General features: G+C 49.0%; 25 protein-coding genes and 5 tRNA genes. 17 read left to right on the top strand and 13 right to left on the bottom strand.

What is annotated here, in order from left to right; genetic code table 11:
- Position 1: 1 nt before the first annotated feature.
- Complete coding sequence (locus NXS08_RS04180) at positions 2-622, bottom strand: DUF47 family protein (RefSeq protein ID WP_310546943.1); 621 nt, start codon at positions 620-622, stop codon at positions 2-4.
- Between the two features lie 476 nt (positions 623-1,098).
- On the opposite strand from NXS08_RS04180, the gene NXS08_RS04185 reads away from it, so the two are divergent.
- The 4 genes from NXS08_RS04185 to dtd are packed head-to-tail and all read left to right on the top strand — an operon-like array spanning position 1,099 to position 4,292.
- The gene (locus NXS08_RS04185; protein ID WP_259137631.1) at positions 1,099-2,010 is read left to right on the top strand and encodes a hypothetical protein; all 912 of its coding nucleotides are present in this window, start codon (positions 1,099-1,101) and stop codon (positions 2,008-2,010) included.
- Between the two features lie 58 nt (positions 2,011-2,068).
- Positions 2,069-2,704, top strand: a complete 636-nt coding sequence (locus NXS08_RS04190; protein WP_259137633.1) for a heme-binding beta-barrel domain-containing protein — start codon at positions 2,069-2,071, stop codon at positions 2,702-2,704.
- Positions 2,697-3,863, top strand: coding sequence for a folate-binding protein YgfZ (locus NXS08_RS04195; RefSeq protein ID WP_259137634.1), 1,167 nt, complete (start codon positions 2,697-2,699; stop codon positions 3,861-3,863). The genes NXS08_RS04190 and NXS08_RS04195 overlap by 8 nt, the downstream gene beginning before the upstream one ends.
- Positions 3,864-4,292, top strand: coding sequence for a D-aminoacyl-tRNA deacylase (dtd, locus tag NXS08_RS04200; protein WP_259137636.1), 429 nt, complete (start codon positions 3,864-3,866; stop codon positions 4,290-4,292). It abuts the gene before it with no gap.
- A gap of 99 nt (positions 4,293-4,391) precedes the next feature.
- Here the strand turns inward: dtd and NXS08_RS04205 are convergent, their stop codons facing one another.
- From NXS08_RS04205 to NXS08_RS04220, 4 genes are all read right to left on the bottom strand, one after another.
- On the bottom strand, positions 4,392-5,744 hold the full coding sequence (locus NXS08_RS04205; protein WP_259137638.1) for an NUDIX hydrolase: 1,353 nt from the start codon (positions 5,742-5,744) through the stop codon (positions 4,392-4,394).
- 139 nt (positions 5,745-5,883) lie between these two features.
- On the bottom strand, positions 5,884-6,522 hold the full coding sequence (locus tag NXS08_RS04210; protein WP_259137642.1) for a hypothetical protein: 639 nt from the start codon (positions 6,520-6,522) through the stop codon (positions 5,884-5,886).
- A 78-nt stretch (positions 6,523-6,600) separates the two neighbouring features.
- Positions 6,601-6,677: transfer RNA gene (locus tag NXS08_RS04215), tRNA-Asp, on the bottom strand.
- Between the two features lie 13 nt (positions 6,678-6,690).
- Positions 6,691-6,763 (bottom strand) — tRNA-Glu (locus NXS08_RS04220).
- Positions 6,764-6,952: 189 nt separating this feature from the next.
- Here NXS08_RS04220 and NXS08_RS04225 point away from each other — a divergent pair.
- The 12 genes from NXS08_RS04225 (at position 6,953) to NXS08_RS04280 (ending at position 13,846) form a co-directional block, all read left to right on the top strand.
- Positions 6,953-8,620 (top strand): mechanosensitive ion channel family protein, encoded by a 1,668-nt coding sequence (locus tag NXS08_RS04225; protein ID WP_259137643.1) that lies wholly within the window; start codon positions 6,953-6,955, stop codon positions 8,618-8,620.
- Positions 8,601-9,017, top strand: coding sequence for a peptide-methionine (R)-S-oxide reductase MsrB (msrB, locus tag NXS08_RS04230; protein ID WP_259137647.1), 417 nt, complete (start codon positions 8,601-8,603; stop codon positions 9,015-9,017). Before NXS08_RS04225 ends, msrB begins: the two co-directional genes overlap by 20 nt.
- 30 nt (positions 9,018-9,047) lie before the next feature.
- Positions 9,048-9,920 carry a DMT family transporter gene (locus NXS08_RS04235; RefSeq protein ID WP_259137649.1) on the top strand — a complete coding sequence of 291 codons (873 nt, stop codon included), beginning with the start codon at positions 9,048-9,050 and terminating at the stop codon, positions 9,918-9,920.
- A gap of 1 nt (position 9,921) precedes the next feature.
- The gene (locus NXS08_RS04240; RefSeq protein ID WP_259137653.1) at positions 9,922-10,179 is read left to right on the top strand and encodes a GlsB/YeaQ/YmgE family stress response membrane protein; all 258 of its coding nucleotides are present in this window, start codon (positions 9,922-9,924) and stop codon (positions 10,177-10,179) included.
- A gap of 42 nt (positions 10,180-10,221) precedes the next feature.
- Positions 10,222-10,297, top strand: a tRNA-Lys gene (locus NXS08_RS04245).
- A gap of 208 nt (positions 10,298-10,505) precedes the next feature.
- Positions 10,506-10,579, top strand: a tRNA-Asp gene (locus NXS08_RS04250).
- A gap of 48 nt (positions 10,580-10,627) precedes the next feature.
- A tRNA-Phe gene (locus NXS08_RS04255) sits at positions 10,628-10,700 on the top strand.
- Positions 10,701-10,804: 104 nt separating this feature from the next.
- Positions 10,805-11,986, top strand: a complete 1,182-nt coding sequence (locus tag NXS08_RS04260) for an ATP-binding cassette domain-containing protein (RefSeq protein WP_259137656.1) — start codon at positions 10,805-10,807, stop codon at positions 11,984-11,986.
- Positions 11,979-12,509: a hypothetical protein gene (locus tag NXS08_RS04265; RefSeq protein WP_259137658.1), complete on the top strand. Its 531-nt coding sequence runs from the start codon at positions 11,979-11,981 to the stop codon at positions 12,507-12,509. The genes NXS08_RS04260 and NXS08_RS04265 overlap by 8 nt, the downstream gene beginning before the upstream one ends.
- Positions 12,510-12,683: 174 nt before the next feature.
- The gene (locus tag NXS08_RS04270) at positions 12,684-13,127 is read left to right on the top strand and encodes a phage holin family protein (protein ID WP_259137661.1); all 444 of its coding nucleotides are present in this window, start codon (positions 12,684-12,686) and stop codon (positions 13,125-13,127) included.
- Positions 13,124-13,399: a DUF3618 domain-containing protein gene (locus tag NXS08_RS04275; RefSeq protein ID WP_259137664.1), complete on the top strand. Its 276-nt coding sequence runs from the start codon at positions 13,124-13,126 to the stop codon at positions 13,397-13,399. Before NXS08_RS04270 ends, NXS08_RS04275 begins: the two co-directional genes overlap by 4 nt.
- Before the next feature lie 264 nt (positions 13,400-13,663).
- Positions 13,664-13,846, top strand: coding sequence for a DUF3073 domain-containing protein (locus tag NXS08_RS04280; RefSeq protein WP_259137667.1), 183 nt, complete (start codon positions 13,664-13,666; stop codon positions 13,844-13,846).
- Between the two features lie 132 nt (positions 13,847-13,978).
- Here NXS08_RS04280 and purM read toward each other — a convergent pair whose 3' ends face one another.
- The 8 genes from purM to NXS08_RS04320 all read right to left on the bottom strand — a co-directional run bounded on the left by purM (position 13,979) and on the right by NXS08_RS04320 (position 22,964).
- The gene (gene purM / locus NXS08_RS04285) at positions 13,979-15,079 is read right to left on the bottom strand and encodes a phosphoribosylformylglycinamidine cyclo-ligase (RefSeq protein ID WP_259137668.1); all 1,101 of its coding nucleotides are present in this window, start codon (positions 15,077-15,079) and stop codon (positions 13,979-13,981) included.
- Positions 15,080-15,151: 72 nt separating this feature from the next.
- Positions 15,152-16,633 carry an amidophosphoribosyltransferase gene (purF, locus tag NXS08_RS04290; protein WP_259138036.1) on the bottom strand — a complete coding sequence of 494 codons (1,482 nt, stop codon included), beginning with the start codon at positions 16,631-16,633 and terminating at the stop codon, positions 15,152-15,154.
- A gap of 162 nt (positions 16,634-16,795) precedes the next feature.
- Positions 16,796-17,086, bottom strand: coding sequence for a monovalent cation/H(+) antiporter subunit G (gene mnhG, locus NXS08_RS04295; protein ID WP_259137671.1), 291 nt, complete (start codon positions 17,084-17,086; stop codon positions 16,796-16,798).
- Entirely contained in the window at positions 17,083-17,382 is a 300-nt protein-coding gene (locus NXS08_RS04300; protein ID WP_259137673.1) for an MrpF/PhaF family protein, read from the bottom strand. The genes mnhG and NXS08_RS04300 overlap by 4 nt, the downstream gene beginning before the upstream one ends.
- Complete coding sequence (locus NXS08_RS04305) at positions 17,382-17,942, bottom strand: Na+/H+ antiporter subunit E (RefSeq protein WP_259137676.1); 561 nt, start codon at positions 17,940-17,942, stop codon at positions 17,382-17,384. The genes NXS08_RS04300 and NXS08_RS04305 overlap by 1 nt, the downstream gene beginning before the upstream one ends.
- Entirely contained in the window at positions 17,939-19,672 is a 1,734-nt protein-coding gene (locus NXS08_RS04310) for a Na+/H+ antiporter subunit D (protein ID WP_259137679.1), read from the bottom strand. The genes NXS08_RS04305 and NXS08_RS04310 overlap by 4 nt, the downstream gene beginning before the upstream one ends.
- Positions 19,672-20,127, bottom strand: a complete 456-nt coding sequence (locus NXS08_RS04315; RefSeq protein ID WP_259137681.1) for an NADH-quinone oxidoreductase subunit K — start codon at positions 20,125-20,127, stop codon at positions 19,672-19,674. The genes NXS08_RS04310 and NXS08_RS04315 overlap by 1 nt, the downstream gene beginning before the upstream one ends.
- Complete coding sequence (locus NXS08_RS04320; protein ID WP_259137683.1) at positions 20,127-22,964, bottom strand: Na+/H+ antiporter subunit A; 2,838 nt, start codon at positions 22,962-22,964, stop codon at positions 20,127-20,129. Before NXS08_RS04320 ends, NXS08_RS04315 begins: the two co-directional genes overlap by 1 nt.
- Before the next feature lie 169 nt (positions 22,965-23,133).
- Between NXS08_RS04320 and NXS08_RS04325 the strand changes: the two genes are divergently transcribed.
- Complete coding sequence (locus tag NXS08_RS04325; RefSeq protein WP_259137686.1) at positions 23,134-25,482, top strand: (Fe-S)-binding protein; 2,349 nt, start codon at positions 23,134-23,136, stop codon at positions 25,480-25,482.
- Positions 25,483-25,528: the final 46 nt, after the last annotated feature.

The raw sequence follows: 25,528 nt of genomic DNA on the forward strand, positions 1-25,528 counted from the left end.
GTCAGGACTCCTTGATTGCGATCGTTTCTACACCGTTTGCCAGGTGTTCGAAGCTGTCTAGTGCCTTTTCAAGGCAAGCGATGATGTCTTTTAGTTTGATTACTTCCAATGGTTCCATGTCGGATTCAAACAGTAGAGACAGTGTGTGACGGTAGGCTTTGTCGCCTTCGTTTTCGAGGCGGTTGATTTCTACCCAGTAGTCGCGGAGGGAATCGAGGGTTTCCAGTCGTGGCATTGCGTCTGCGGTTAGGTCGCAGCAGCGTTGGATTGCGTTGAGCTGTTTGCGGATTCCGGCTGGCAGTTCTTCTACTTTGTAAAGAACGATCAGGTCTCCTGCTTCGTCCATGTAGTCCATGCAGTCATCCAGGCAGCCTGCGATGTAGGCAATGTCGTCACGGTCAAAGGGGGTTACGAAAGTTTGGTTTAGTTTGTTGATTACAGCGTGGGTTGCTTCGTCACACGCGTGTTCAACGTCATGTAGTTCGTTGCGTAGGGCGATACGACCTTCATAGTCTTCGTCAGGAATACGTGAGAGTAGTTCTGCACCACGTACCATGAGCTTTGCTTGCTTTGCGAGTAGTTCAAAGAAGCTGTCGCCTTTTTCTGTTTTCTTAAAACGCATTTCCATACTCCGTTTAGATTGATGGTCATATGCTCTTCCAGACTAATCGAGTTTTGCGGTAAAACATACGCAAGTTAAGGAGCTATTTGGAGTTAAATTCTAGTGACTGCGGTTTTTTCCTTAGTTTTCGCGGATTGCGCTTCCCCTCCAAAAACAAGTTGTGGGGCAGATCACATATTATTTTCTTTTCGAGGGCGCCCCGAAAACACAAATTAGTTCCTAAAACTATTTTTCAAAATAAATTCTCCGCCCTAAATTTTCCGCTTACCTAAACTGTGTGAAAGCGAGACTATTCGCCCGTTGAACCTGCGCGGGCATAAAGCGGACATAAAAAGGACATTGAGTTAAAAAGCGCCTGTCGGCGCGAAGGCCACTCTAGGTGGCAAAAGTTGGAGCCCGGGGCTTTATTAACTCAATGTCACTTTTAATTCTAAGACCAATTCCCAGATTCCGCTACATTATGGGAATATCGAATTGTGAAAGAAAGTAAATTTTCTGCTTCTACAGGCAAACACAGCGCTACAAAAAAACGATTTTTCCTTGATATTCTCAACGAAAACGAACAATTCGGGCGGGTTATTAAACTTCCCCTTCGTTACCTTTCTGCAACCACAGTAGTTCTGCTGCTGCTTTTCATGGCTATATTTTTTGGCCTGACGGGGCAACGTGACATCATTACTTTCACAGTTGCCGTTGCCGTAGTCGTCCTCGCTTACGGCTGGCATGATTTGGTGGATGCCCCAACCCGAAACAGTTCTTTAATCACGATTTTGTTAGTCGGGATTATCAATATCATTGTGATTCGCTTAACTGGAGATTTAGCTTGGGCGGGTATCTCTGCCGGTTTAAGTATCCTCATTGCCGCAGTTGCTGAAACTCTCCGTTCCGCTCCGCGTTTAAATCTGCTTGAGTCTCTTTCCAGTTCAGTTTTTGGCGCTTTAGTTGCGATAATCGGTTCAGGTTGGGTGGCTTTAGAAACTTCTCAACTGTGGTCCACGATCCTGCTAGCTTGCACCATTATGGTGGCGGCAGCGGTAGTGGGTAACCAGGTTGGCTCCACTTTACGCACAAATGCTATTGGAGCACTGGTTGCCGGAAGTATTTCTGGCTTGCTCCTGGGTTTACTGGCCACTCAGTTAAGCAACTTCCAAAGAATCGCACATTTGGCTTTAGAATCCCTTTCTTCCAAAATAGATCCGCTTCTGGGTATGCTATTTTTAACTACCAGCCTGGGCTTTGCCTTAGGCGGGGTAATCACTACAGTTGATGCTCTTTTTGGCGAACATAAGCGGCGCCGAAGTGAGAAAGCTGCTTTTGCCAGAGGAGCAATGAAATTCCTGCTGGTGGTAATGCCCATTTACGTCCTAATCCGCACCGGAGCATTCTAAAGTTCCACTGCTACAGATTAGTATTCAACTGCTATATAGCTGAGTAAAGGTTTCCCGCATGATACATATTCCCGATAATCTTCCTTTAAAGGTTGCTCCCTTAACTTGGCTTTTGGGAACTTGGCAAGGTTGGGGAGTTTATACTGACGCGCCCTCGGCAACTGAAAAAACTGCTGCCACTGCCCCAGCTTCCACCTGCCTGTTGGAATACAGTGTGCAGGTTGAAGGCGACCAGTTACGCTTACAAAAAACCGTTTGGCGCACCCAACCGGGAGTGGTTTTAGATAATGAAGCACCGGTTGCGCAGGGGCTTTCTGCATTAGAAAAAACTTCCCTCGCGTGGCAAACCAGCGGTTACTGGGAACTTGCCCCCCACGAAAAACTACCTAATGGCATGCTTATCCAAGCTACTTCCAGCTCTAGCACGGGTAATGTTTCTCTGTGGCAGGGAACTGTGCAGGGCCCGCGAGCGCAGCTGACTTTAGATGTTTCTGCTGGAGCTGCGCAGGCTCGTTCGTTAGAGCATGGGCAACTTCTGCTTGGGATTGTTAAAAGTGAGTTGTTCCTGGTGGAGTCCTTACAGTTTAAAGGCTCTGAAATCACGCTTTCGGGAAGATTGGCAAAAGTTCACGAGGCTGATCCGATTCCTCTACTTCCCGATGGGCCACCTTTAGCGGGGGTTATCAATGAGTGAGCAGGCAGTTACCGCCGGTATACCGGGTGCGGTTTTAGATGCTGAGCAGCCTTTGGCAGTCCATCATTACGGTGATTTATCGGGTGAACAGTGGGCTTTAGAAGCTGGCCGTGCGCTGAGAGATTTTTCTTCTTTGGCAGTGGTGCAGGTTTGTGGGGTTGATCGGCTTTCTTGGCTGACAACTTTATCGTCACAGATTTTAACGGATTTGCAGCCTGGGCAAAGCCGTGAACTTTTACTTTTAGATCCGCAGGGAAGAATCCAGTTTGCCTGCGCCGCTATGGATGATGGCTCGCAGCTTTTGCTGCTTCTCGAGGGCGCTAAAACCACTGCTTTAGTTGAGTTTCTAAAGCGAATGCAGTTCATGTTAAGAGTGGAAGTTAAGGACGTTTCAAAGAACTTTCAAGTAGTTGCCACGGTTTGTTCAACTGCGAAACTTCCGCGGCTGCGGGAAAGTTTACTTGCCCTGCCCGGAGCTACTTTCACCTGGGTAGATCCTTGGCCAGAGGTTACTCCCGGGGGAGCTACCTACACTCCAGTTGATTTTATCCACCCCGCAACCCATCGCAGGCGCCTTTTTGTGTTGGTTAATGCAGCTGAGTTTGCTCAGTTTAAACAGGGGTGGGACGAGCTTCCTACCACCAGTAAGGATTGTCCCTGGGCGGGTAGTAATGCTTGGGAGGCTTTGCGGATTGAAGATTTACGTCCGGCTTTTGCTTCGGAGGTGGATTCTAAAGCACTTCCCCATGAGCTTGATTGGCTACGCACGGCAGTTCATTTGCAAAAGGGCTGTTACTGCGGGCAGGAAGCTGTGGCACGAATCGTTAATCTGGGGAAGCCTCCGCGTCGTTTAGTTCTTTTACAGTTAGATGGTTCCCAGTCGGTGCAGGTGAAGCCGGGGGCGGCGGTGCAGGCGGGTAAACGTGTAGTTGGTGCGGTGACTTCTGTGGCTCGGCACGCTGATTTAGGGCCGATTGCTTTAGCTTTAGTAAAGCGTGGGATTGGCTTGGAGATTCCCCTTGAGGTGGTTCAAGGAGAAGAAACTGTACCTGCTTTGCAAGAGGTGATTGTTTCTGTGGAGGGAAAGTCATCTGCTTCGCCCGCGCAACGTCCGGGATCAGAGCTGCGTGGCGTTAATTTACGCAAACGGGAGGAATAGTTGCGCGCTTTAATTCAACGAGTTAAGGGGGCTTCTGTTACGGTTTCCGGGCAGGTTGTGGGGCAGATTGAGGGGCCGGGCCTCTGTGTGCTGCTTGGGGTTACTCATAGTGACGGCTTACCGCAGGTTAAGAAGATTGCCGGAAAGATTGCTAATTTGCGGATTATGGCGGATGAGAAATCGGTTTTAGAAGTTGCGGGTAGTGTTTTGGTTGTCAGTCAGTTCACTCTCTACGGTGATACGCGCAAAGGGCGGCGCCCCAGTTGGGTGGCGGCTGCACCTGGAGAGGTGGCTGAGCCGTTAGTCAATGCGGTGGTTGAGCAGCTTCGCAGCGTTTATGGGCTGACGGTAGCTACGGGTGTTTTTGGCGCCCAAATGGAGGTTGCCGTAACAAATGATGGGCCGGTAACCGTTTCAGTGGAAGCCTAAGCGTTTAGCTTTCATTAACTTAGCTTTTAATCAACTTTGCTTTCATCAACTTAGCTGAGTGCTTATGAAATGGCTGCTGCTACGGGTCTTTGACTGTTTCTAACCGCGGATGGGAACGCGGTGGGTTTCTACCGCGATTACTTCCGCTGCGTCTGTATTTGCATTCGGGTAGGCTACGTGCACAATGGTGAGTTGCGCGGTTTGGTCAAAATCGTTACCTTCGGGGAATTGTCTTGCAACGTTGATTGAAGCAGCTTCCACCAGTGGCCCTAGCATATGTTCGATGAGTTCCGGGTGGGCGCTGATTGCCAGTGGTTCACCCGGATGTTTTAGAAGCTTTTGGATTACTTCTTGGGTTCTATCGAGTTTAATGATTTTAAACTCTCTTAAAGGCTCATCGTCGGGCAAGTTATCTTTGACAGTTGCAGCTGCCGGTTCTTTTTCCGACTGTTTTGGAACAGCGGGGACTTTAAGTTGTCCGCCGACGCGGGAGGCGAATAGGGCTGGGGAAGGCACTACTCGTTTAGTTGGTTTTAGTTCAGCTGCTTTAGCGCCCTCGGAACAGTCTGTTTCCGGTTCTACGGTTTTTTCCGCGGTGGGAAGGTAGCTTAGTTCCGCGGGGAGTTTTAGTTCTTCAGCAACAGAAACGACCGTTCCTAAGATGGTGCTGTAGGGCTCTAAGGTGCGTTTGCAGCGGCTGGCGGGAGCGCTTAAAAGGCGGGTAACTCCCAGGGCAGAGAGCATATCAATAAGTTCTATTGATTGGCGTGTGCCAGCCCGTGAAAGTGTGCGGGATGCTTCTGGATAGTTTCGCCCCCTGCATTGCGCGTGGCTAAGTAGAGCGATAGTGGCGGTCATTAACTGCCCGGCTTCTGCGCGGGAGACCAGGTCGTCTAAGAGACGTTTGTCACCGCGTCTAGTTAGCATTTCTCGCGCGTCTGTGGGGCTTACCCAGCGGGCTTCGTCGATTTCTTTTTTCGGCGCAGGTGTCACCGGAGGGCGAGTATTGATGAGATTTTCTTCAGTTACTGGCAGTCCCACCCAGTAATAGACTTCCTTAGTTTGCCCCATTCCCAGCCGGTAGCGTTGGGCGGTCATCGGAGCGTAAAGGCTGACAGCTATGCCGGTTTCTTCTTCTACTTCCCTGACGCCAGCAGCCAAAAGTGGCTCATTTACTTCGGCTTTTCCTTTGGGCCAGGACCAGTCATCGTAGCGAGGGCGGTGTACCAGGAGTACTTCAATCTCTGCGCGATCGTAGCGTTGTCCGTAAGCTGGTTTTTGCGTGCGGTCAGCCAGACGCCACACTAAAGCTCCGGCGGAGCGAACAATGCGGGAGGGAATCGGGCTGGGGCGGGTTAAGGATCCTCGCCGAGCTACCGGTTTAGTTTGCGAAACATTCGGCGTGGGAGGACCTGGCACCGTAGCCCCTGGGGTGGGACGAGGTTGGGTCACTTCTTCTACTTAAGCTTGTACCTGCGGCTTGCTATTTTAGCTTACGCAGTGGTTACGGATAGGTCAGAGCTACTTCTGATTCTACCGTGTTTAGCTCAGTTGGACGAGGGCAGACTATGATGCAAAATAGTCTTTTTTCTCAGATTAAGTTCCCTGTTTGGTCGCGATCTGCGGCAAGTTTTAGTTCTTTTGCGGTTAAAGTGAGGGCTTTAGCTCGGCGGGTAACTTCTGTGGCCAACTCATCTTGGTCACTTTCAATCCAGTTACTTCCGTAGGCTGCTCCGGTGGCCAGCACCCACATGGCGGTAGCTGCCAAAGTAAGCAGGGGGGCAAGTTTCCCCCACTCGGTAGCTTGGATTTGCAGTTGGGCGGTGAAGATTTTTTCAATTTCCTGATCGAGGTCGCTCAGGTTCAAGTTTTCTGTGTTATTAGTTTGCCCAGCTTGTTGGAGGACGGCTAACCCATTTTGGTAGCGTTCTTCAACTGTCTCTTTGTCACGGCGATACCATTGTTGGAATAAGTAAAGTCTCCAAAATGCACCGGCTAAAGTGAAAGCCGGTTGTTCTTCCCATAGGTCAGCAACCAGGTCTATGCCGCTGGTTGTAATAGTTTCTACCAGGTGTTCGATTGCTGCGGGGCTAAAGTCTTCATCGGCTAAACCAATTAGGGAACGTGCTGCAGTATTGGCTACGTGTAAAGTGGCGGCGGGATCTTCTGCACCGATTATATTTTCAGCCTGTTCGGCGCTTAACATGGCGGGACGACGAAACCTAGACATGTTTCTCCAGTTGGTTGAGAAGTTCTGCTTTGAACTTTCTAGGATACAGAAAAACCCTCGCTTTTGCGAGGGGATTTGTGGCGACCCCGACCGGGCTCGAACCGGCGACCTCCGCCGTGACAGGGCGGCGCGCTAACCGACTGCGCTACGGGGCCAAAATTGAAATAGTACCCCCAACGGGATTCGAACCCGTGCCGCCGCCGTGAAAGGGCGGTGTCCTAGGCCGCTAGACGATGGGGGCCTATTGTTCTGCTTGGAATCCCGTTTGAGTTTTACTCACTCGTTCTCCCGTTTGGAACTATTTAAGTCTATGCAATATCCACACTAAACTGCAAATCCATTTCATGTGACCCTGCTCACCGCCGGTTTTTTCTGGAAATTCTCAGAAATATAAAACACTTGCTTCCTATGAACCAGGTAGTCTAATGGCATGGACACTAATACTGAGACGGTAGCTAAAGGAGCCGTCGATCTTTTGCAATTCGCATTAGGAATTGTTGGAGGCGCAACTATAGCCCTGCTAGTTGGGGTAATTTTGTGGACTATGGTGCGCCTTTTAGCACGTCGCCATGAAAGCATCCGCGCAATCCAAAAACGGGTGCGCACCCCTTTCCTATCTTTCTTCCCGATCGTGGGCGCCTGGCTTGGAATGCAGTACACCATGAACCGTTTTGGTTTAGACAGCCCCTGGATGCCCTATGCGCAACACGCAGTTTTTATCCTGACGATTTTAGTAGTTGGTTGGCTTTGCTTCGTAGCTGCCCGCGCCATTGAAGATATCGCCGTTATGCGAGCTGAAGGATACTCTTCTCGCAGACTTACCACGCAAGCGCAAATGCTACGCCGGATTTTCCAAGTTGCGATTGCGGTCTTTACTATAGTCGCCATTATCCTTTCTTTCCCTGATGCGCGTGTCCTAATGGGCTCAGTCTTAGCTTCCGCCGGTGTAATCTCAATCGTTGCCGGTTTAGCAGCTCAAGATTCTTTAAGTAATACATTTGCCGGTTTACAACTAACTTTCACCGACGCAATTCGGGTGGGTGACTACCTGAGCGTCGATGGGATGAACGGCACAGTTGAAGAAATTACCCTCACCTACGTGGTGCTGCGGATTTGGGATGATCGGCGGGTGATTTTACCTTCAACAACTTTCACTAAAAATCGTTTTGAAAACTGGACCAGAGTTCATACGAAACTATTGGGGACAGTTGAGTTACACCTGGATTGGCGCGCTCCCATCGCTTTAATCCGCCAAGAAGTTGATCGTCTTCTTTCCCAAACAGAACTGTGGGATCAGCGAACTGTAAATGTGCAGGTAACCGATTCCAATGAGCAGTGGATTTTAGTGCGGGTAGTTGTTTCTGCTGAAAACTCAGGCAACCTGTGGGACCTCAAGTGCTATCTACGTGAAAACCTGGTGCGTTGGCTGGTTGAAAATGCTCCTTACTCTCTTTCTAGAGTGCGTTGGCAGCAAGAAGAAATTAAAGTAGTGAGCCATAATCGCAGTGACGAAGAGATAGTTCGCTTAGCCCAGGAACTAACTGCCTTAGAAAATATTGACGATACTAACACTTTGCAAACTCCCCCTGGTTTGGGAGCTAAACCACTTATTGAACCAGCTAAAACAGCCCAGGAAGCTCGGTTACAAGCGTCTAAAAAACGCGCTGAAAAAGTGCGTCGCAAACGTATCCGCGATCGAGTAAATGAGTTACATCAGCAAGAGGACGCGGCTGAAACCGCTTCCAAAAAAGTAGCTGCTCCCCTCCCAAAGCCCGTGGGAACTTCTGAAACGGTTGTGTTAAGCGCTTCAGATCTGCTGGAAGTTAATCAGTTAGTGAAGCCAGCAGATTCCTCTACCCGCTCAGATCGTCTATATTCAGGTAGTGAAGATGCGGATGAGCGAGCCAAACTCACCCAAGGGCCCGGGATTGAAGCCTTCCAACAAAGAGAAGTCACTACTGTTATGCGTGCTTTACGCGACGGAGAAATAACTTTAGATGACGCGCTTTCTCGTTTTGCCGCCTCCCCTGAGGCGCAGGCAAAGATCCGCACCGAACACGATTTACAAAAGGATAAAAATGAAAGAAATAATAGTTGATTTAGAAGCTGCTAAGCGCACTAATTCTCAGTGGAAAGAAATCCTCACTCCGATGGAATATCACGTACTTCGTGAAGCTGGTACGGAACGGCCTGGCACCGGGGAACTGCTCCACGAAAATCGAGTGGGCACCTACCGTTGCCGGGCTTGTCAGGCAGTTTTATTCAAGTCCGAAACAAAGTTTGATTCTCACTGTGGCTGGCCCTCATTTTATGCAGCCGAGGACGCTGCCGTTCGCCTTTTAGAAGATACTTCCCATGGAATGGTACGCACGGAAGTGCGTTGCGCAAACTGTGATTCACATTTGGGGCACATTTTTGACGACGCTCCCCAAACGCCAACGGGGCAGCGCTACTGTATGAACTCGATTAGCTTATCTTTTGAGGAACAAAACTAACCTTCGACTCTAAAGGAGCTTTCCACTAAGTTGCTCAGTCAGATTCTTTCCAAAACTCCAGCACCTTTACTTTTTATTTTTTCGGGTTTAACCCAGTATGTTGGAGCTGCCGTGGCAGTTGGAGTATTCGCTTCTCTCTCCCCCGCAGCTACCGCCTGGTGGCGGTTCGCTTTAGCTGGGGTGGTGCTCTTTCTTTGGCAAAGACCCTGGCAAGTTGGCTATACGCTAACGCAGCTACGCAATGCGATCTTTTTTGGCCTGATAATGGCAGGAATGAATATCGTTTTCTACGAAGCGTTAGCGCGGATCGATCTGGGAGTTGTAGTTTCTTTAGAGTTTCTGGGCCCAGTGGCGGTGGCTATCAGCTTAAATCGTTCCCAAAGGGCGCGGATAGCTGCCTTTTTAGCGTTATTTGGGGTGGTGAGTATTTCCGGCTTTGCTCTGGATTTAAGCGCCCCCGAAATTGGGTTGGGATTGTTCTTTTCGTTCTTAGCTGGCGCGCTATGGGCTGGGTACATTATTTTAGGGAAGCAAGTTTCTGCTCAAGGCGGGTTACATTCTTTAGCGATCGGCGCTTTCGCTGCCGCAATTGCCTATGCTCCTTTTGGGCTTAGTTCGATTCCCACTGTTTTTCAAGATGGGCAACTATTCTTAGCTTTAGGGGCGGTAGCTTTATTTTCGACTTTAATCCCCTACTCTTTGGATCAGATTATTCTCAGACGTTTAGATGCGCCAACTTTTTCGCTATTGAATGCGTTACTACCAGCATCTTCAATGGTGATCGGGGTGATAGTTTTACAGCAGATCCCCACCTTAAGTGGTTTAATCGGATTGATTTTAATTTCAATTTCAGTTTGGCTGGCCACTTCCTCACAATCTTCTGCAAAACCGAAAGAAATCTAATATGGGTACCACCGGAATAGTTGGCTTCATAGTTATTGGCGCGCTTTTAGGGGCCATTGCACGTCTTTTTATGAAAGGAAATGAAACCAGTATTTTAGTCTGGACAGTTTCCTTAGGAACTTTAGGTAGTTTCTTAGGCGGTTGGACGGCAGGTATTTCTCTCACCCGTCCCGGGGGGATTTTTTCGTGGATTGCCGCTGTCCTCACCAGCCTATTTTTGCTGGGAATTTATGGCTTTTTTAACACTAAACGAAAGTAGTTTTGTACATTAGCGGAAAAACCGCTAAACTTATTTTCTGATGGGCCTATAGCTCAATTGGCAGAGCAACAGACTTTTAATCTGTGGGTTCAGGGTTCGATTCCCTGTGGGCCCACCATCACAGCCCCGACTGATCCAGTCGGGGCTTTTGATTTCCCCGCAGGCTACCTAAAAGCATCTTTTACCAGCTCTTAAAAGCAGCCCCCATTTATTGGAAAATCCCCAAAATATCTGAAAACCTTTCAGTGGGATAAGGGTCACAGCGGGGATTTAGGTTGTAAATTTGCAAATACACCTAAAAACAAGCTAAGCTGATGAAGTCTTAAGGCCCCGTAGCGCAGTCGGTTAGCGCGCCGCCCTGTCACGGCGGAGGTCGCCGGTTCGAGCCCGGTCGGGGTCGCTGGATTGCCAGCGAAACTAAAACTAAATAGTCTTTTCTGACAATCTTGCCTCTGTAGCTCAGTTGGTAGAGCGTTCGACTGAAAATCGAAAGGTCACCGGATCGACGCCGGTCGGAGGCACAGTCTAAAGCCCGAAGAATTTATTTCTTCGGGCTTTAAACATATTTTGAATCACCTTGACGAAACCATAGCGAAAAAATCTCGAATAAGAGACAATTAGACCTATGAGCGAAAAGCCAATTACCACCACGCCAGAAAATACCGTTCTCAAAGTAGAGAACCTACGTTACTTAAACAAAGGGTTGAAACACCATCTCAGTTTTGAGATCCACACCGGAGAAATCATCGCGATTTTAGGTGCGTCCGGAACTGGAAAAACCACTTTGTTAAATACGTTAGCGGGACTATCCCCTGCCGATGGGATGCTCACCCTAGCGGGCTACTATCTCAACGACCTGGCCCCCAAAAAAGCTACCCAGCTGCGCAGCGAATATTTCAGTTTCCTCAAAGCTAACCCACCGGCCCCGCAGGGAAAAAAAGTTAAACGAGCAATCACTGAAATAACTACCGCACTTAGCCAAAAGCCCGTTGATTACCTCGAAGAAATCATTGACGGACTTGGCCTTTCCCCGCATCTAGATAAGTCGATGGATGAACTCAGTGACAGTGCGAAACAAACTGTTGCGTTAGCAGCCGCCCTCGGGAAAAAATCCCAAATCCTCTTTGCCGATAATCCCACTCGGCGAATGACTCCAGAAGACACTGCCCTGGCCCTCCAGACGCTACTTAAAGTTGTTTCTGAACATAAGCTAACTGCCATCTACTCAACCAGCGACCCGGCTATCGCTGCCCTTGCTGATCGCGTGCTGGTAATCAGAAATGGGGAAATAATCGTTGAACTGGCTGGGCCAAACGAACCAGAAAATATCGCTAACTTCACCAGCTACCTAGCTGAACTGGCTTACCCACCTGTTTTAGTAGCTAATCCTGCTTCTGCTCGACTGGAAGAAGAACTAGACGAAGCCCCAGCTGTAACCGGACAGTTCCCCATCATTTTGCCACTTCCCAACCGACCCGTGGAATCCGATTTAGACGCAGATGAAACAGAAACGTCCTTAAACACCCAAACGGAACCTGCAGAAGTAAACGATTCAGAAAATATCGATCTGACTGTTTTAGATCAGCTCACCAAAGCAGCTGGGGAAGGATCCGCCAAACCCGAAGCAGAGCGTCCCTTACCTGGAGAAACTTTAGAAGAAACTCTACAAAGGCTTGCTCCCACCCGCAATTTCGATCCTGATTCAGCGCATCTACTTGATGAAGCTCAACGTATTTTGAAATCGCTTCCCGGCTCAGTCATTCCAGATCCTACCTGGCCTACTAATCGAGGTACCGAAGATGTTTAAACTCTCCGCTCGTCTAATCTTTCACGATATTTTTCGTTTAACTGGGGTAACTATTATCCTCACCGCCCTAACCGCCTGCCTGGTACTGAGTTTTGCGCTCCTAGCAAAAGCTCCTATCCTCGGAGGAATACTAGCAGGGACCCTAGCTTTTTTAACTTTAGCGATAGCCGGTGGGTTCACCTACGCATTCACCCTTAGACATAGCAGCTACTTAGGGTACCTACACTTAAACGGCGTTAAACTAACTCGGCTTACTTTAATGGCCACCACTCTACCGCTTCTCTTTGCGTGGATTGGGGTTGGGCTGGGAACCCTGGGAGGATATTTACTATTAAGTTCCCCCTATCTAAATACTTACTCAGTATTTGTAAAAGCTACCGCGCCAGCCTTCAACTATGCTTCCTACCAGGTCACTCCGCTGATAGCTACCCTAGTTTCGCAGCTACTCTTAACCTTGGTAAGTTTCGGGATTCTCAGTATCGCGGTATCGCCCACGCAAATCCGCAGACAAGCAGTGATTTAAGACCCTAAACCTCTTTTGCTTTAGTTGCCTTAATCAACCTGTCCCCCGCAGGTGCAATCAGAAGATTTACCCTGCCAACACAGAAATAGGTTATCGAAATAAGTAGCTAGTAGAGACAAACTACCTTAATAAATGAGAAACTAAGAGAAACGTCTAAAACTCTAGGAGAATATAATGTCAACCGAAAGTTCCCAACCCGTAGAACCGGTCACAATTGTGAACACTACGCAATCACGGGGTGCCACTTCACTGGGACAACTTTTTGCTGAAATGTCAGCCCAGGTCTCTACTTTAGTGCGCGGCGAAATTGAGCTAACTAAAGTTAAAGCTGTTTCTATGGTGAAGAAACTGGGGATTGGCGCTGTTCTGCTAGCGGGAGCCGGTTTATTCGCACTCTACCTTCTGGGATGGATTTTCCACACGATTGAACTTCTCTTAGCTCTGGTAGTTCCAGTTTGGGCAGCTTCGCTGATCACCACCGGAATCATCCTTTTAATTGTGATTATTTTAGCGTTACTGGGAATGAGCCTACTGAAAAAAGGCCAGGCAGATAAGCCAAATCCAAAAGAAAATATCAACTTAAACATCACCGCGATTAAGAAGGGATTAGGTAAATGAGCGAGGCACGTACGGTGGCAGAAATTGAAGCAGAAATTCAACGTACTCGACTAGCTTTACAATCAACCGTGGATGAAATTACCCACCGCGTTGATCCCCGCGAACAGGTAGCGGAGATGAAAGAACGCGCTAAAAATTACACTTCGGTGGTAAAAGAACAGGTATTGGACACGGTAGAACGCGCTAAAGGTGGTTCTGCAAAGGATATCGGCATTTTAGCGGGAGTAGCTATTGTGGCGGTCCTGGGGATAGCCGCATTAGTAAAACGCTGATTACTGCTGAACGCTGCTTATCTGCTGGAAGTGTGTAAAGCATTTCTTTGATAAACCAGTTCTCTATAACACCTAGAAAGAAACTGGTTTATCCTGTTAAGTCCTCTTGTATTTTCACTTCACCTCTGTTTGCTATTTTCCTCATAGGAAAATAATTGCTTAGCAGATAGAGAAAGTGAGACAAATTCGATACAATAGGCAAGGTAGTTTAATGAAGTCTAGGAACCGTGAGGTTCCGTTAGATAGTGGAGGGGGTCGACGCCTATGGGGCGCGGCCGTCAGAAGGCCAAGCAAACTAAAGTCGCTCGTAAGCTGAAGTACTTTAGCCCAGAGACGGACTTAGAAGCTTTGCAAAAAGAACTCTCGGGAGCCAATAAATCAGAGGACTCACCATACGGTGAGATTCCTCCCGCAACCGAGGAAGATGATTGGGAAGACTATCGCTGATAGCTATCAATTGTTTAGGGCGCCTGCTATTAAGCAGGCGCCCTAAACATTAACCTCCCATTAAATCATTAACGTCCCATTGAATAGTGGGCCACCCGGTGTCTTAACCTACACACTTTCGGGAAGAACTTCTTAATACTGGTATTCGCCAACTAATAAAGCTCCGCCGCCATTTACACCCTTTGCGCCCTGCACCAAACGACCGGTGATTCCTCCGGCGATTTCAGCAGTCACTACTCGCCCAAGTTCCCAAGCAGGCATATTTAGCTGCGCTAATGTCTTTAACACTGAGTCAGCGTCCTCGGCAGCAACTACTACCACCATGCCAACTCCCAGGTTAAGGGTTTCTTCTAATGCTGGCCACGGCACTTCACCCAACTGTCGCATCAGGTTAAATACGGGCGGAACAGTCCAGCTATCGCGTTCTATGATTGCTGTTAAACCGGCTGGGATAACCCGGGAAATATTCGCTCCTAAACCGCCTCCAGTAATATGGGAAAGCGCGTGGACTCCGCTTTGATGCTGATCAATAATCGTGAGACATTCACGCGTGTATAAGCGAGTCGGTTCCAGAACTTCTTCACCAAGGGTTCTCCCAAATTCGGCGACTTCCCGCTCCCACTTCCAACCCGAGTCAGCGATTATTCGCCGTACCAGTGAGTAACCGTTGGAATGCAATCCGGAAGCTCCCATTGCGATGAGTATGTCACCGGCTTGGACGCGGTGGGCGCCCAGTAGTTTCGGTTCATCAACCACGCCGGTAGCTGCCCCGGCAATATCATATTCATCAGGAGCCATTAAACCGGGGTGTTCTGCTGTTTCCCCGCCGATTAAAGGACAGTCTACTGCCGCGCAAGCAGTTGCAATCCCGCGCACAATGTCAGCAATTTTTTCTGGGAAAACTTTTCCCGTAGCAATGTAGTCGGTCATCAGGAGCGGACGCGCTCCCATCACCACCAGGTCATCCACTACCATTCCCACCAGATCTTGCCCGATAGTATGGTGGATATCTAAGGCTTGGGCGATTGCTACTTTGGTGCCCACACCATCTGTGGAAGATGCCAACAGTGGTTTTTTCATATCTTTTAACGCGGATGCGTCAATCAGCCCCGCGAATCCTCCGGCGCCGGCTCGTACGGTGGCATTATGAGAGGCATTGACTGCACTTTTCATCAGCTCTACAGCTTGGTCTCCTGCTGCGATATCTACGCCAGCTTCCGCATAGTCAACCATTTTGGCTCCTTTGTTTTTCCGAGGGCGTTCTTAAAACTATTCGTTAAAATTTAGTGTGCTTGCAGGGGAAGATCAGCAGGTGGTTGCCCCAGGGGTACCGGGCACGGGAGTTCCCGGTGGAATAGGCATGGGGTATTCTCCGTTGAAGCAAGCTAGGCAGAGGCGATCTTTCGGTTGTCCGGTGGCTTCTACCAGGGCTTCTAAGGTTAGGTACCCCAGGGAATCTGCTCCGATTGAACGGCAAACCGCTTCAGTGTCCATACTGGAGGAGATTAACTCTGCGCGAGTGGGAAAATCGATTCCGAAAAAACAGGGCCACATTACTGGTGGAGCGGAAATTCGCACGTGCACTTCTTTAGCTCCTGCGGCGCGGAGCATGGAGACTAAGGCTCTTTGGGTATTTCCTCGGACGATTGAATCATCTACTACTACCAGTCTTTTCCCTTCGATTACTTCGCGAAGTGGATTTAGTTTGAGGCGAATTCCCAGTTGTCTTAGTGACTGCGTTGGTTGAATGAAGGTACGTCCCACGTAGGCGTTTTTTACCAGCCCTTGGGCGTAGGGAATTCCTGAGGCTTGCGCGTAGCCAATCGCTGCGGGTGTTCCAGACTCTGGGGTGGCGATCACCAGATCGGCATCAATCGGGTATTCTTTCGCCAGGGCCGCTCCCATTGCTTGGCGTGCCACGATAATTGATTTTCCAGCAATTTTTGTATCGGGCCGTGCTAAGTAAAGGTATTCAAAAGCACAGCCGTGTGGAGTGGGTTGGGCGAATTTGAATGAGCGGACGCCGTCAGAATCAATGGCGATTAATTCTCCGGGTTCAATTTCGCGTACAAAGTCTGCGCCGACGATATCCAGGGCTGCGGTTTCAGAAGCAAGTACCCAGCCGCGCGCTAAGCGTCCTAATACCAGGGGGCGGATGCCGTGTGCGTCTCGGGCGCCGTAGAGGGTGCGCTCATCCATGAAACAAAGTGAGAATGCACCGTCAATTTCAGGAAGTACATTTAAAGCAGCTTCAATTAGGGATCCGCGGGCGGTTTGGGGTACGTCTACTTGTGATTTTGTTTCATCACGTTGTGATTTTTCTTTAACGCTCCCGTAAGCGCCTAGTAGGGCGGTGAGAACTGCGGTATCAGTTGATTCAGATTTGATTTTCTGATCGCTAATTTCGGAAGCTTTTTTCCTTAGCTCTAGGGTGTTTGTCAGGTTTCCATTATGTGCTAAGGCAACTGATCCGGTGGGGGTTGGCCCTAAGGCAGGTTGGGCGTTTTCCCATATGTCAGCCCCGGTTGTCGCGTAGCGAACGTGACCGACTGCCAGGTGTCCTTTAAGACCCGTGAGAGCTTGATCGTCAAAGACTTGAGAGACTAATCCCATATCTTTATAAATCCGAATAGCGCGCCCGTCTGATACGGCGATTCCAGCTGACTGCTGTCCTCTGTGTTGCAGCGCGAATAGGCCAAAGTAGGTGAATCGTGAAACTTCTTCACCCGGTGCCCAGACTCCAAAGACACCACATTCTTCTTGAATGAGTTCATCTTCGGGCAGCATTTCTAAGGAAAAATTATCATCTCCATGCACACTCATATTTTTACATAGGGCACTTTAGACAAGTGAGGTTGTGTCATAAAGTGGTCATTCCTGTGTCTTATTCCGAAATTGCCTCTAACATTGCCTGTGGTTTTCTCAGGACGCTGGTAAAACTACTGTTCCTTATCGTTCCGAAGCACGGGAAGCGGTACGAGCCAGAATATGCGACCCGATTGGAGCAGAAATAGTCTGAAAGACAACCACTAAAACTGAAGCGATAAACCACTTCCAAGTCTGCTGTGTTAAAGCCATTCCCAAAGCAATAAGAAATACTCCCAACCACTGTGGTTTAGCGGCCGCGTGCATTCGGGCATAGAGGTCGTCAAATATGACGATACCGATCGCTGCTACCAAAAGCACTAACGCTCCTAAGAAAAGACTAACCGCCCCCAGATAAGTTAGAACTTCATTCATGAGTGTTTTTCCTCTCCAGCCGAATCGTCCTTATGCCAATCGACGCCGCGCACGAACCGCCCCACAATTACGGAGCTGAAAAAACCTGTTAAAGCTAAGATCACAACAAAAATCATTACTTCAGAACGTTGCGAGAGAATCGAAATTAACGTCACCGCAGCCAAAGCAGTAACTGTTAAAACATCTACCGCCACAGCCCGGTCAAGGGTGGATGGTCCCCAGGCAAGCCGCAGGAGAGTAAGTATCGCCGTAAGCAAAATAATCACTCCAGTTGCCCCATAAAGTACCTGCAACATTAGGCTTGCCTCCCTTTAGATACACAACGTAAGATCCGTTTTTCCTGAGCTTGAACAGAGGCAATTACAGCGGATTCTCCCCCCTGCTGGCGCAAGTCGAATACGTGAAGAGTTAAAGCTGGCGGCGTAACCTCCATCTCTAACACGATAGTTCCGGGAATGAGGTTAATCATCGCAGCCGTCATAGAGAGAATAATGTCTTCTGAACTGGTTAAGGGAACTACAATAACTGCAGATTCAATCTTTGCTTGCTGCGGTGCAAGCACCCTTAGTTTCACTAAAACTACCCGCATAACTTGGACACTAATCACCCAGGCAGCTAAAACGACCTCCCCCAGAAAATAACTGATTAGCCAAAGCGTGGGAAGCACCCGAATTCTGTTAAATAGCCCCGAATGAGGCAGGGGGAAAGCGACTTGGACTAATAAAGCAACGAATAAGCCACTGAGGACGATCAGTAAATCTACAGAAGCGAATAAAAGAAGCCACAGCGCCCATAAACAGAGGGTGATAAAAGGTGAAATCCGCTGAGTGTAAGAGACTAAACGCGGGCTGGTCACTTTTCTTCATCTCCTTCAGATACGCTCTTTTGCCACTGCTTTGACCATTCCTGCAGGTATTGGGGGGCTTTTTCTCTCAAGTGTTTAGAAATCCCCTTTCCGCGCCCATCTTCGCCGATTACTGAGTGAATATAGGTGTAGCGGGTCGTTTGGTCAAAAGCCGCTGACTGCGCATATTGGTAGATTGTTCCCGCGAATACACTCATGCCTAACATGATGATCAAAAGTCCTGAAGCTGCCCCGTACATCAGCCAGTTAGTTCCGCTGGTATTTTGTTCAGCTTCCGTTCTGGTAGTTAGTTGCAGTAGTTCAGACTGTTCGGCAATAGAAAGCTGCTGACGTTCTCTGCGTTGGTAGGCACGCTGCTGACGCTGCGACATTTCTAAAGTGATTTCCCGGTCGATTACGTTCTGGTCATCTTCCGGTTGCCAAAAAGCGAAGTTCCAGACCTTAACCACCACGTAAAGGGTTAAAAATGAAGTAACCATGCCAGCTGCTAAAAGACTCCACGCCGGAATAGAAGCTACGGTTACAGACGCTTGGGTTAAACCAAGTTTCCCAATGAACCCAGAAAAAGGTGGAATCCCAATCAGGTTAAGAGACGCAAGCAAAAACATGACGGATAAAAGGGGACGCTCGCGTAATAATCCCCCCAAATGCCGCAGGGAAGCAGTTCCCCGGTATCTTTCAATCAACCCTACCAGTAGGAAAAGTCCCGCCTGCACCAAAATATGGTGGGCAGCGTAATAGATAGTTGCGGCGATCCCCGCAACTGACTGGAGGGCTAAACCCCAAATCATGAAGCCAATATGGGAAACCAGAGTAAAGGAAAGAATCCGCCTAATATCATCTTGTGCAACCGCACCTAAAATCCCCACTAGCATAGTGGCGATCCCCACGATCGCCAGTAAAAGATCTGTTTCATGTCCTGGGAATAAAAGTACCTCTAAACGAATCAGCGCATAAATACCCACTTTAGTGAGTAAACCAGCAAAAACTGCGGTAACTGGTGCCGGGGCAGTTGGGTAAGAATCTGGAAGCCAAGCAGAGAGCGGAAAAACCGCTGCTTTGATCCCAAATGCTACCAGTAGAGTGAACTCAATAATCAGCGAAGCCGAAGGGGAAATCTCGCGTAGTCGAAGCGCTAACTGCGCTAAATTTACAGTTCCAGTTGCCGCATAAGCGTAGGCGATTCCGATTAAGAAAATAAGGGAAGATACCAGAGAAATAACCACGTAAACTGTGCCAGAACGAGTCCGCCCCTGCGTCCCGCCTAAAGTAATTAATACAAAAGAAGCAGCCAAGAGAATCTCGAACCCTACGTAGAGATTAAATAGGTCACCGGTGAGAAACGCATTTGATACTCCCGCCACCAAAATCAAATAGGTGGGGTGGAAAATCACGATCGGCACATCAGGGTCAGAATCAGTTAAGTTCTGAGCCACCGAATATGAAAGAACAGCTAAGGTAACTATTTGCGAAACTACTAGCATTAAAGCTGAAAGCCGATCGGCTATGAGCGTAACTCCAATCGGCGCAGCCCAGTTTCCTATATCTAAAACTACCGGCGCTGCGTTAGTTGCAATCAGTAAACTAATTCCCACCGCGAGCACCACTATGAGGGTCAGGAGGGAGATGAGTTGCTGCAGTCGAGGCCGGCGAAAAGCTAACAGAGCTAATCCAGCGGAAAAGAGTGGCAAAAGCACGGGGATTGGTAAAAGCCAGTTCATCACTTACCGCCCTCGATATCTTCTGCGTCATAGTCCACCGTTGGATCTTCGTCACCAGTGGTTGCTTCTGTCAGACTCTCATCAACCGCACTTTTACGAGCCAGCAGCCTATCTTCAATATCATCAACTACCTCATCGTGCCCTGTTAGGACGAAGGAACGGTATGCTAACGCCATTCCAAACGCCGTGGTACCTAAACCGATTACAATCGCAGTTAGCATCATTGCCTGCGGAAGGGGATCAGCAACTTGCTGTAAGTCAGTTTCTGCCAGATTATTTTGCCCCAGCAAAACTGCTTTGCCGCTGCCACCACCGGCGCTGAGAATCAGCAGATTAACGCCGTGAGTTAGGAACGCTAACCCAATTACAATCCGAGTTAAAGTCCGTTCCATTACCAGGTAGGTGCCGGCAGCTACTAGGATGCCTGCCAGGATAATAATGCTAAGCGATACCATTAAGCGCCCTCCTGTTCTTTCTCGATCTGTGCTCCTAAAGCCAAAATAATGTCTAAAACTAAAGCAACCACCAGCACGTAAACGCCAATATCTAATAAAAGCGCGGAAGTGAAATGCAGGTGCCCTAAGCCGAAGACATCTATGTCAAACTCGGTAGTTTGTAAAATTGTGTCCCCGAATAAAACCGGTAAAATCCCACTTAAAGTTGCTAAAAATAGTCCTAAGCCCAGTAGTTTTCCAGGATTAAGTGGCAGTGCAAGGCGCAGTTCGTGTCTACCCCCAGCCAAATATCGTAGGATTAACGCAATTCCAGCGAGCATTCCTCCGGCAAAGCCGCCTCCGGGTTGGTTATGTCCGATTAAAAGTAGCCATAATGAAGCCACTAAGAAAACAGGAAAGAGCAGGCGGGTTCCCACTTCTAGCAGTAAAGAACGTTTTTCAATACTCAAAAACTGTGCTCCGGGAAGCCACTTCCCTGCTTCTCGAGGGCGTTTTATACGGATCTGTCCAGTGCGTTTAGTGAGGTAAATGAGAGAGGCAACGCCGGTGGCGGTGACCAGCACAACGGAAAGTTCCCCCACGGTGTCCCAGGCTCGCACGTCCACTAAAATCACGTTTACAATGTTTTCTCCGGCTCCGAAAACGTAGCCTTCAGCAGGGATTAAAACTGAGTCTGCGGTGGCAACACGCGCCTGTTGGGTTAGCAACGCCCCCAACACAACTGTTAATCCAACAAAAATAGCGATACTTAACCGAGTCCAAAAGGCTCTTGCCAGGGGGCGGGCAGAAAAGTATTTCGGCAGGTGTCTGACTACCAGGACAAAAACTACCAGGGAAACTACTTCTACAACTAACTGGGTTAAAGCTAAGTCTGGGGCGCCGTAATCTATGAAAATCACTGCGATAGTTAAACCAATCACCCCTAAACCTAAAACTGCTTTTAAACGGTTGCGAGCGCGAACAGTGACTATGGTAGCGATGATAGCAACGAAAACAGCTCCGGCTTGAACCGGGGAATCTGCAAAGTAAAGTCCCGTGAGTGTAAAGTCTCCACTGTAAAGAGAATAGCCCACGGCAAACCCTAAGAGGACAGTCAAAACCAGTGTGATTGTAGCTACGTCAGCTGGAAGGCTCCCTCTTTGTACTTTAGAAGTTAAACGTACCGCAATGGTTTCTAAAATTACTAAGAACCAACGGTAGGTATCAGCTGCTTTGAACCGAGTGAACGCTAATTTTGCTTGGAGTTGCGCCCAGCGCCCTCGGAAAATGAATAAACCGCTGCCGGCCAGGAGAATAATTCCCGTGACTGCCGCCGGCTGCCAACCTGACCAATAGGCAATGTGCGCGTGTCCAGGAAGCTGTTTCACTTCCCCAAATTTGAGGAGATTAGCGGCAAGCTGGGCAATCGGCAGGTAGAAAGTTAAAGCTGCTAAAGCAACTAAAGGGAGGAAAGCAATCGCAGGAAGTGGTTTACAGGTAACTGCAGCTACCTTTGGTTTAGTAGCAAACGCCCCCCACCAAAACCGAAGTGAATAAGTAATTGTGAAAATAGAGCCGACTATTAGAGCTATTAGGAAAGTGATTTCTCCTCTGGGAGTAATCCAAGTTGCTTCCGTGCCAAATAATCCGGCGGTTAATAGCGCTTCTTTTCCTAAATATCCCAGTAGCGGCGGAATCCCCGCCATTGATGCTGCTGCCACTGCCGCTACTGTTGCTAAAGCAGGTTGTTTTTTAGCTAAACCGGACAGTTGTTGAAGATCTCTGGTTCCGGTGAGTTTTTCCACTAACCCCACGGTCATAAATAAGGTGGACTTGAAAACTGAATGGGCTAAGAGTAAGGCAATAGCAGCTGCATAAACGGGGGCAGAGCCAAAGGCGATGGCGGCAGAGATTAACCCCAGTTGTGACACGGTTCCATAGGCTAAAACAAGTTTTAGATCGGTTTGTTTTAAGGCTCGGTAGCCACCCACCAGCATGGTGATTAAGCCAAAGAACACTACGGTAGCTGACCAGCCGGGAATGAGGGTAAAGCCGGGTACCAGTTTCCCGAATAGGAATACGCCAGCTTTAACCATGGCAGCTGAATGTAGGTAAGCTGAGACGGGGGTGGGAGCTGCCATGGCTCCGGGAAGCCAAAAATGGTTGGGAAAAAGTGCTGATTTTGAGGCGGCACCAATGAAAATCAAAAATGCTCCACAAAGGGTTTGGGGAGTATTCAGTGGGTAGGTTCCACTGGTCATAGCTTCTAAAAGGTTAGAAATAATGAAGTAGTTTTGCGTGGTGGAGTGGGGCACTGCTAAGAGGATGAATCCGGCGAACATGGCCAGCGATCCGGCTGAGGTGATGTGGATTGCTTGGCGGGCGGCGGCTCGGGCGGTGCGCCGATCGTAGTGGTGTCCGATTAGCAGGAAACTTAGGACCGTAGTCATTTCCCAAAAGAGGTATACCATCATCAGGTGGTTAGAAATTACCAGCCCGTACATGGCGGCTGCGAAGCCAGCGAAAACAGCGGTGAAGCGAGGCAGCCCCGCAGCATTTTTAGGGAAATATCGGCTTGCATAGACCATCACCAGGGCGCCTATTCCGGTGACGATTAGGCTCATTAGCCAGGCGAGGGGATCTAGTTGGAAGTTTAACGAAAGGTTAAGCCCACTCACCCAGATGAAGTTAGTTTCTAACGGTCTTTCGCTGAATACTTGCGGGGTTTGCCAAATGGTCCAGGTAAAAGTGGCGGCCAGGGGGAGGGCTAAGACCAGCAGGGCGTTGCGTTTTAGTTTACGAGTGATGATTGGGGCACAAGCGGCAGAAAGGAGTTGTATGAGTAGTAGTAAAAGCACTTTTAGAGTCCCTTGGCCCGGTGAGTTTATTTTCTTAACTTTTTGCGCACTGCGTTCTTATTCCAAGGTAGCAGTTAGTGTAGATTTATGTTTGATTCGGGCGGTGGGTCAGTTTGGTTGGCAACGATTTTGGCGCTTAACTTTACCTGTTCTTAGGAAAGTTAGATAATTGGAGTTAGTTTATTGTCTTTTCTGGGAGTTTTGGTTGGATCCTACTACTGTGCGCCTGATTAGCCTGTTTTTGGCGTTGATTTTTACGGGCATTGGCTTATACGCTTTTTCGCGCGCCATTTTCATTCTTGTTTCACGCGTGAAACAGGGAAAGCCTCAGCCGGGTAGGTTTTCACAGCCGGGTGCTCGTTTGAAAATGCTTTTGGTGAATCTTTTGTCTCATCGTGAGTTCAAGGGACGCCCTGGAGTGCGGGTGGCGCATTGGCTGGTTATGCTGTCTTTCCCGATTCTTTTCTTGACTTTATTGACGGGTTACGGTCAGCTTTTTAATCCTGCTTTCCAGCTTCCGTTGGCGCATTTTTATCCGTTTGAATGGTTGATTGAAGTTTTTGCGTGGGGTAGTTTGCTGGGGATTTTCTGGCTGGTTTTCGTGCGCGTTCGTGCGGGTGCTGGTTCTTTAGCAGAGGCCGAGGGCGGTAGGCAGCGGGTTACTTCTGGAGTTGAGCCTAATCGCGGAAAAGGTTCGGTGGCGTCAAGATTTTTGGGTTCTACTCGGTGGGAAGCTGTTTTTGTTGAAGCGATTATTGCTTTAGTTGTGGTGGCGGTAATTGGTTTACGTGCGATTGAATATGCCTTGGCTAAGTTGAATGTTGCTGATGAGTTTGGGCAGGTTTTATTTGCTTCGCAGTATGCTACTTACTGGCATTTTCCGCTCACTGGCTGGTTGGGTGATTTGCTGGTGGGAGTGCCGGTTAATGGTTTGTTAAGTGGCTTGTATGTTTTAGCTTTGGTGAAGATTTTTGTCTCCATGAGTTGGATGACGGTTGTTGGTGTGGTCACGACGATGGGGGTGGCTTGGCATCGTTTCTTAGCGGTGGTGAATGTTTATGCGCGCCGTTATCCGTCTGGGGTGAAGTCTTTGGGGGCGCTGCCTCCTCTTTTGGTCGAGGGCGTTGCGGTACGTACTGATGAAGATTTAGAGTCGCTTTCAGATGATGCTGTTTTGGGTTATGGTTCAGCTGCGGATTTGACTTGGAAAGCGCGGTTAGATTTTTCGACTTGTACTGAGTGTGGGCGCTGTCAAGAGCTTTGTCCGGCGTGGAATACTGGTAAGCCGCTTTCTCCGAAGTTGTTGATGCTTGCGTTGCGTGACCATGTTGCTGCGGTGGAAACTACGGGGGCTTTGCCTGCGCCTGAGGAGGGTTCTAATTTAGTTGAGGTTGATTGGCCTCAGTCGGCGCATTCTTTTGATTTATTGCAGGTTTTACAGGCGTCGGGGAATACTTCTGAGGCGGGTGTTTCTTTAGTTGAGTCTGCTTTAGTGGGCGAGGTTATTTCTGAGGATGCGCTGTGGGATTGTACTACCTGCGGGGCGTGTGTGGATCAGTGTCCGGTGGATATTGAGCATGTGGATCATATTATTAATTTGCGGCGGCATCAGGTGTTGATGGAGTCTGCTTTTCCACGTGATTTGGCGAAGCCTTTTAGGTCTTTGGAGACGAAGGGGAATCCTTATGGGCAGGCGGCTCGTAAGCGTTTGGATTGGGCGAAGAATTTAGAGTTTCCGGTGCCGGTGATTGGTGAGGATGTTGCTGACGCTTCTGAAGTGGACTGGGTTTTTTGGGTCGGTTGTGCGGGAGCTTTTGATGATAAGGCGAAGAAAACCACGGCGGCTATTGCGGAGCTTTTGTGGCGGGCGCAAGTACGTTTTGGGGTATTGGGTTCGGCTGAGTCCTGTACTGGTGATCCGGCGCGCCGAGCTGGTAACGAGTTGCTTTTCCAGATGTTAGCTGAGCAGGCTATTTCTACTTTGCAAGATGCGGCTGTGAAGCGGATTGTGGTTTCTTGCGCGCACTGTTTCAATACGATTGCGAATGAGTACCCGGAATTGGGCGGTACTTTTGAGGTGATTCATCATACGCAGTTGTTGAATCGTTTAGTGCGTGAGGGGCATCTGCGTTTAGCTCCTCCTGCTCCTGAAGATGCTGTTAAAGTAACTTTCCATGATCCTTGTTATTTGGGGCGGCATAATCAGGTGTTTTCTCCGCCGCGGGAGTTGTTGGCAGCTAATGCGGGGCTTGATTTGGTGGAGATGCCGCGTACTAAAGAAAGAGCTCTTTGCTGTGGTGCCGGTGGCGCGCGGGCGTGGATGGAGGAAACTCGCGGGGAGAGAATTGCGCAAGTGCGCGTTGATGAGGCGGTGCAGACGGGAGCGACTGTGGTAGCTACGGGTTGTCCGTTTTGTACGCAGATGTTGTCTTCTACTTCTGCTCCGGTTGAGGTTAAGGACGTTTCTTTGTTGATGTTGGAGGCGGTTCGGCGCGCTGCTGAAAACAGTGGTGATTAGAGTCTACTGCAGTAGTTGAGTTGCTGCATTTTCTGTTGGTTTAGCG

Source organism: Gleimia sp. 6138-11-ORH1, assembly GCF_024814355.1.
Taxonomy (GTDB): Bacteria; Actinomycetota; Actinomycetes; order Actinomycetales; family Actinomycetaceae; genus Gleimia.

Excerpts from the sequence above, each read along its gene's own strand:
- purF (WP_259138036.1), bottom strand. The coding sequence starts at position 16,633 with ATGCTGCCCGAAGATGAACTCATTCAAGAAGAATGTGGTGTCTTTGGA.
- NXS08_RS04210 (WP_259137642.1), bottom strand. The coding sequence starts at position 6,522 with ATGTCTAGGTTTCGTCGTCCCGCCATGTTAAGCGCCGAACAGGCTGAA.
- NXS08_RS04180 (WP_310546943.1), bottom strand. The coding sequence starts at position 622 with ATGCGTTTTAAGAAAACAGAAAAAGGCGACAGCTTCTTTGAACTACTC.
- msrB (WP_259137647.1), top strand. The coding sequence starts at position 8,601 with ATGAAAGAAATAATAGTTGATTTAGAAGCTGCTAAGCGCACTAATTCT.
- NXS08_RS04270 (WP_259137661.1), top strand. The coding sequence starts at position 12,684 with ATGTCAACCGAAAGTTCCCAACCCGTAGAACCGGTCACAATTGTGAAC.
- NXS08_RS04240 (WP_259137653.1), top strand. The coding sequence starts at position 9,922 with ATGGGTACCACCGGAATAGTTGGCTTCATAGTTATTGGCGCGCTTTTA.
- NXS08_RS04265 (WP_259137658.1), top strand. The coding sequence starts at position 11,979 with ATGTTTAAACTCTCCGCTCGTCTAATCTTTCACGATATTTTTCGTTTA.
- NXS08_RS04310 (WP_259137679.1), bottom strand. The coding sequence starts at position 19,672 with ATGAACTGGCTTTTACCAATCCCCGTGCTTTTGCCACTCTTTTCCGCT.
- mnhG (WP_259137671.1), bottom strand. The coding sequence starts at position 17,086 with ATGAATGAAGTTCTAACTTATCTGGGGGCGGTTAGTCTTTTCTTAGGA.
- NXS08_RS04260 (WP_259137656.1), top strand. The coding sequence starts at position 10,805 with ATGAGCGAAAAGCCAATTACCACCACGCCAGAAAATACCGTTCTCAAA.
- NXS08_RS04300 (WP_259137673.1), bottom strand. The coding sequence starts at position 17,382 with ATGTTGCAGGTACTTTATGGGGCAACTGGAGTGATTATTTTGCTTACG.
- purM (WP_259137668.1), bottom strand. The coding sequence starts at position 15,079 with ATGGTTGACTATGCGGAAGCTGGCGTAGATATCGCAGCAGGAGACCAA.
- NXS08_RS04225 (WP_259137643.1), top strand. The coding sequence starts at position 6,953 with ATGGACACTAATACTGAGACGGTAGCTAAAGGAGCCGTCGATCTTTTG.
- NXS08_RS04315 (WP_259137681.1), bottom strand. The coding sequence starts at position 20,127 with ATGGTATCGCTTAGCATTATTATCCTGGCAGGCATCCTAGTAGCTGCC.
- NXS08_RS04195 (WP_259137634.1), top strand. The coding sequence starts at position 2,697 with ATGAGTGAGCAGGCAGTTACCGCCGGTATACCGGGTGCGGTTTTAGAT.
- NXS08_RS04280 (WP_259137667.1), top strand. The coding sequence starts at position 13,664 with ATGGGGCGCGGCCGTCAGAAGGCCAAGCAAACTAAAGTCGCTCGTAAG.
- NXS08_RS04275 (WP_259137664.1), top strand. The coding sequence starts at position 13,124 with ATGAGCGAGGCACGTACGGTGGCAGAAATTGAAGCAGAAATTCAACGT.
- NXS08_RS04190 (WP_259137633.1), top strand. The coding sequence starts at position 2,069 with ATGATACATATTCCCGATAATCTTCCTTTAAAGGTTGCTCCCTTAACT.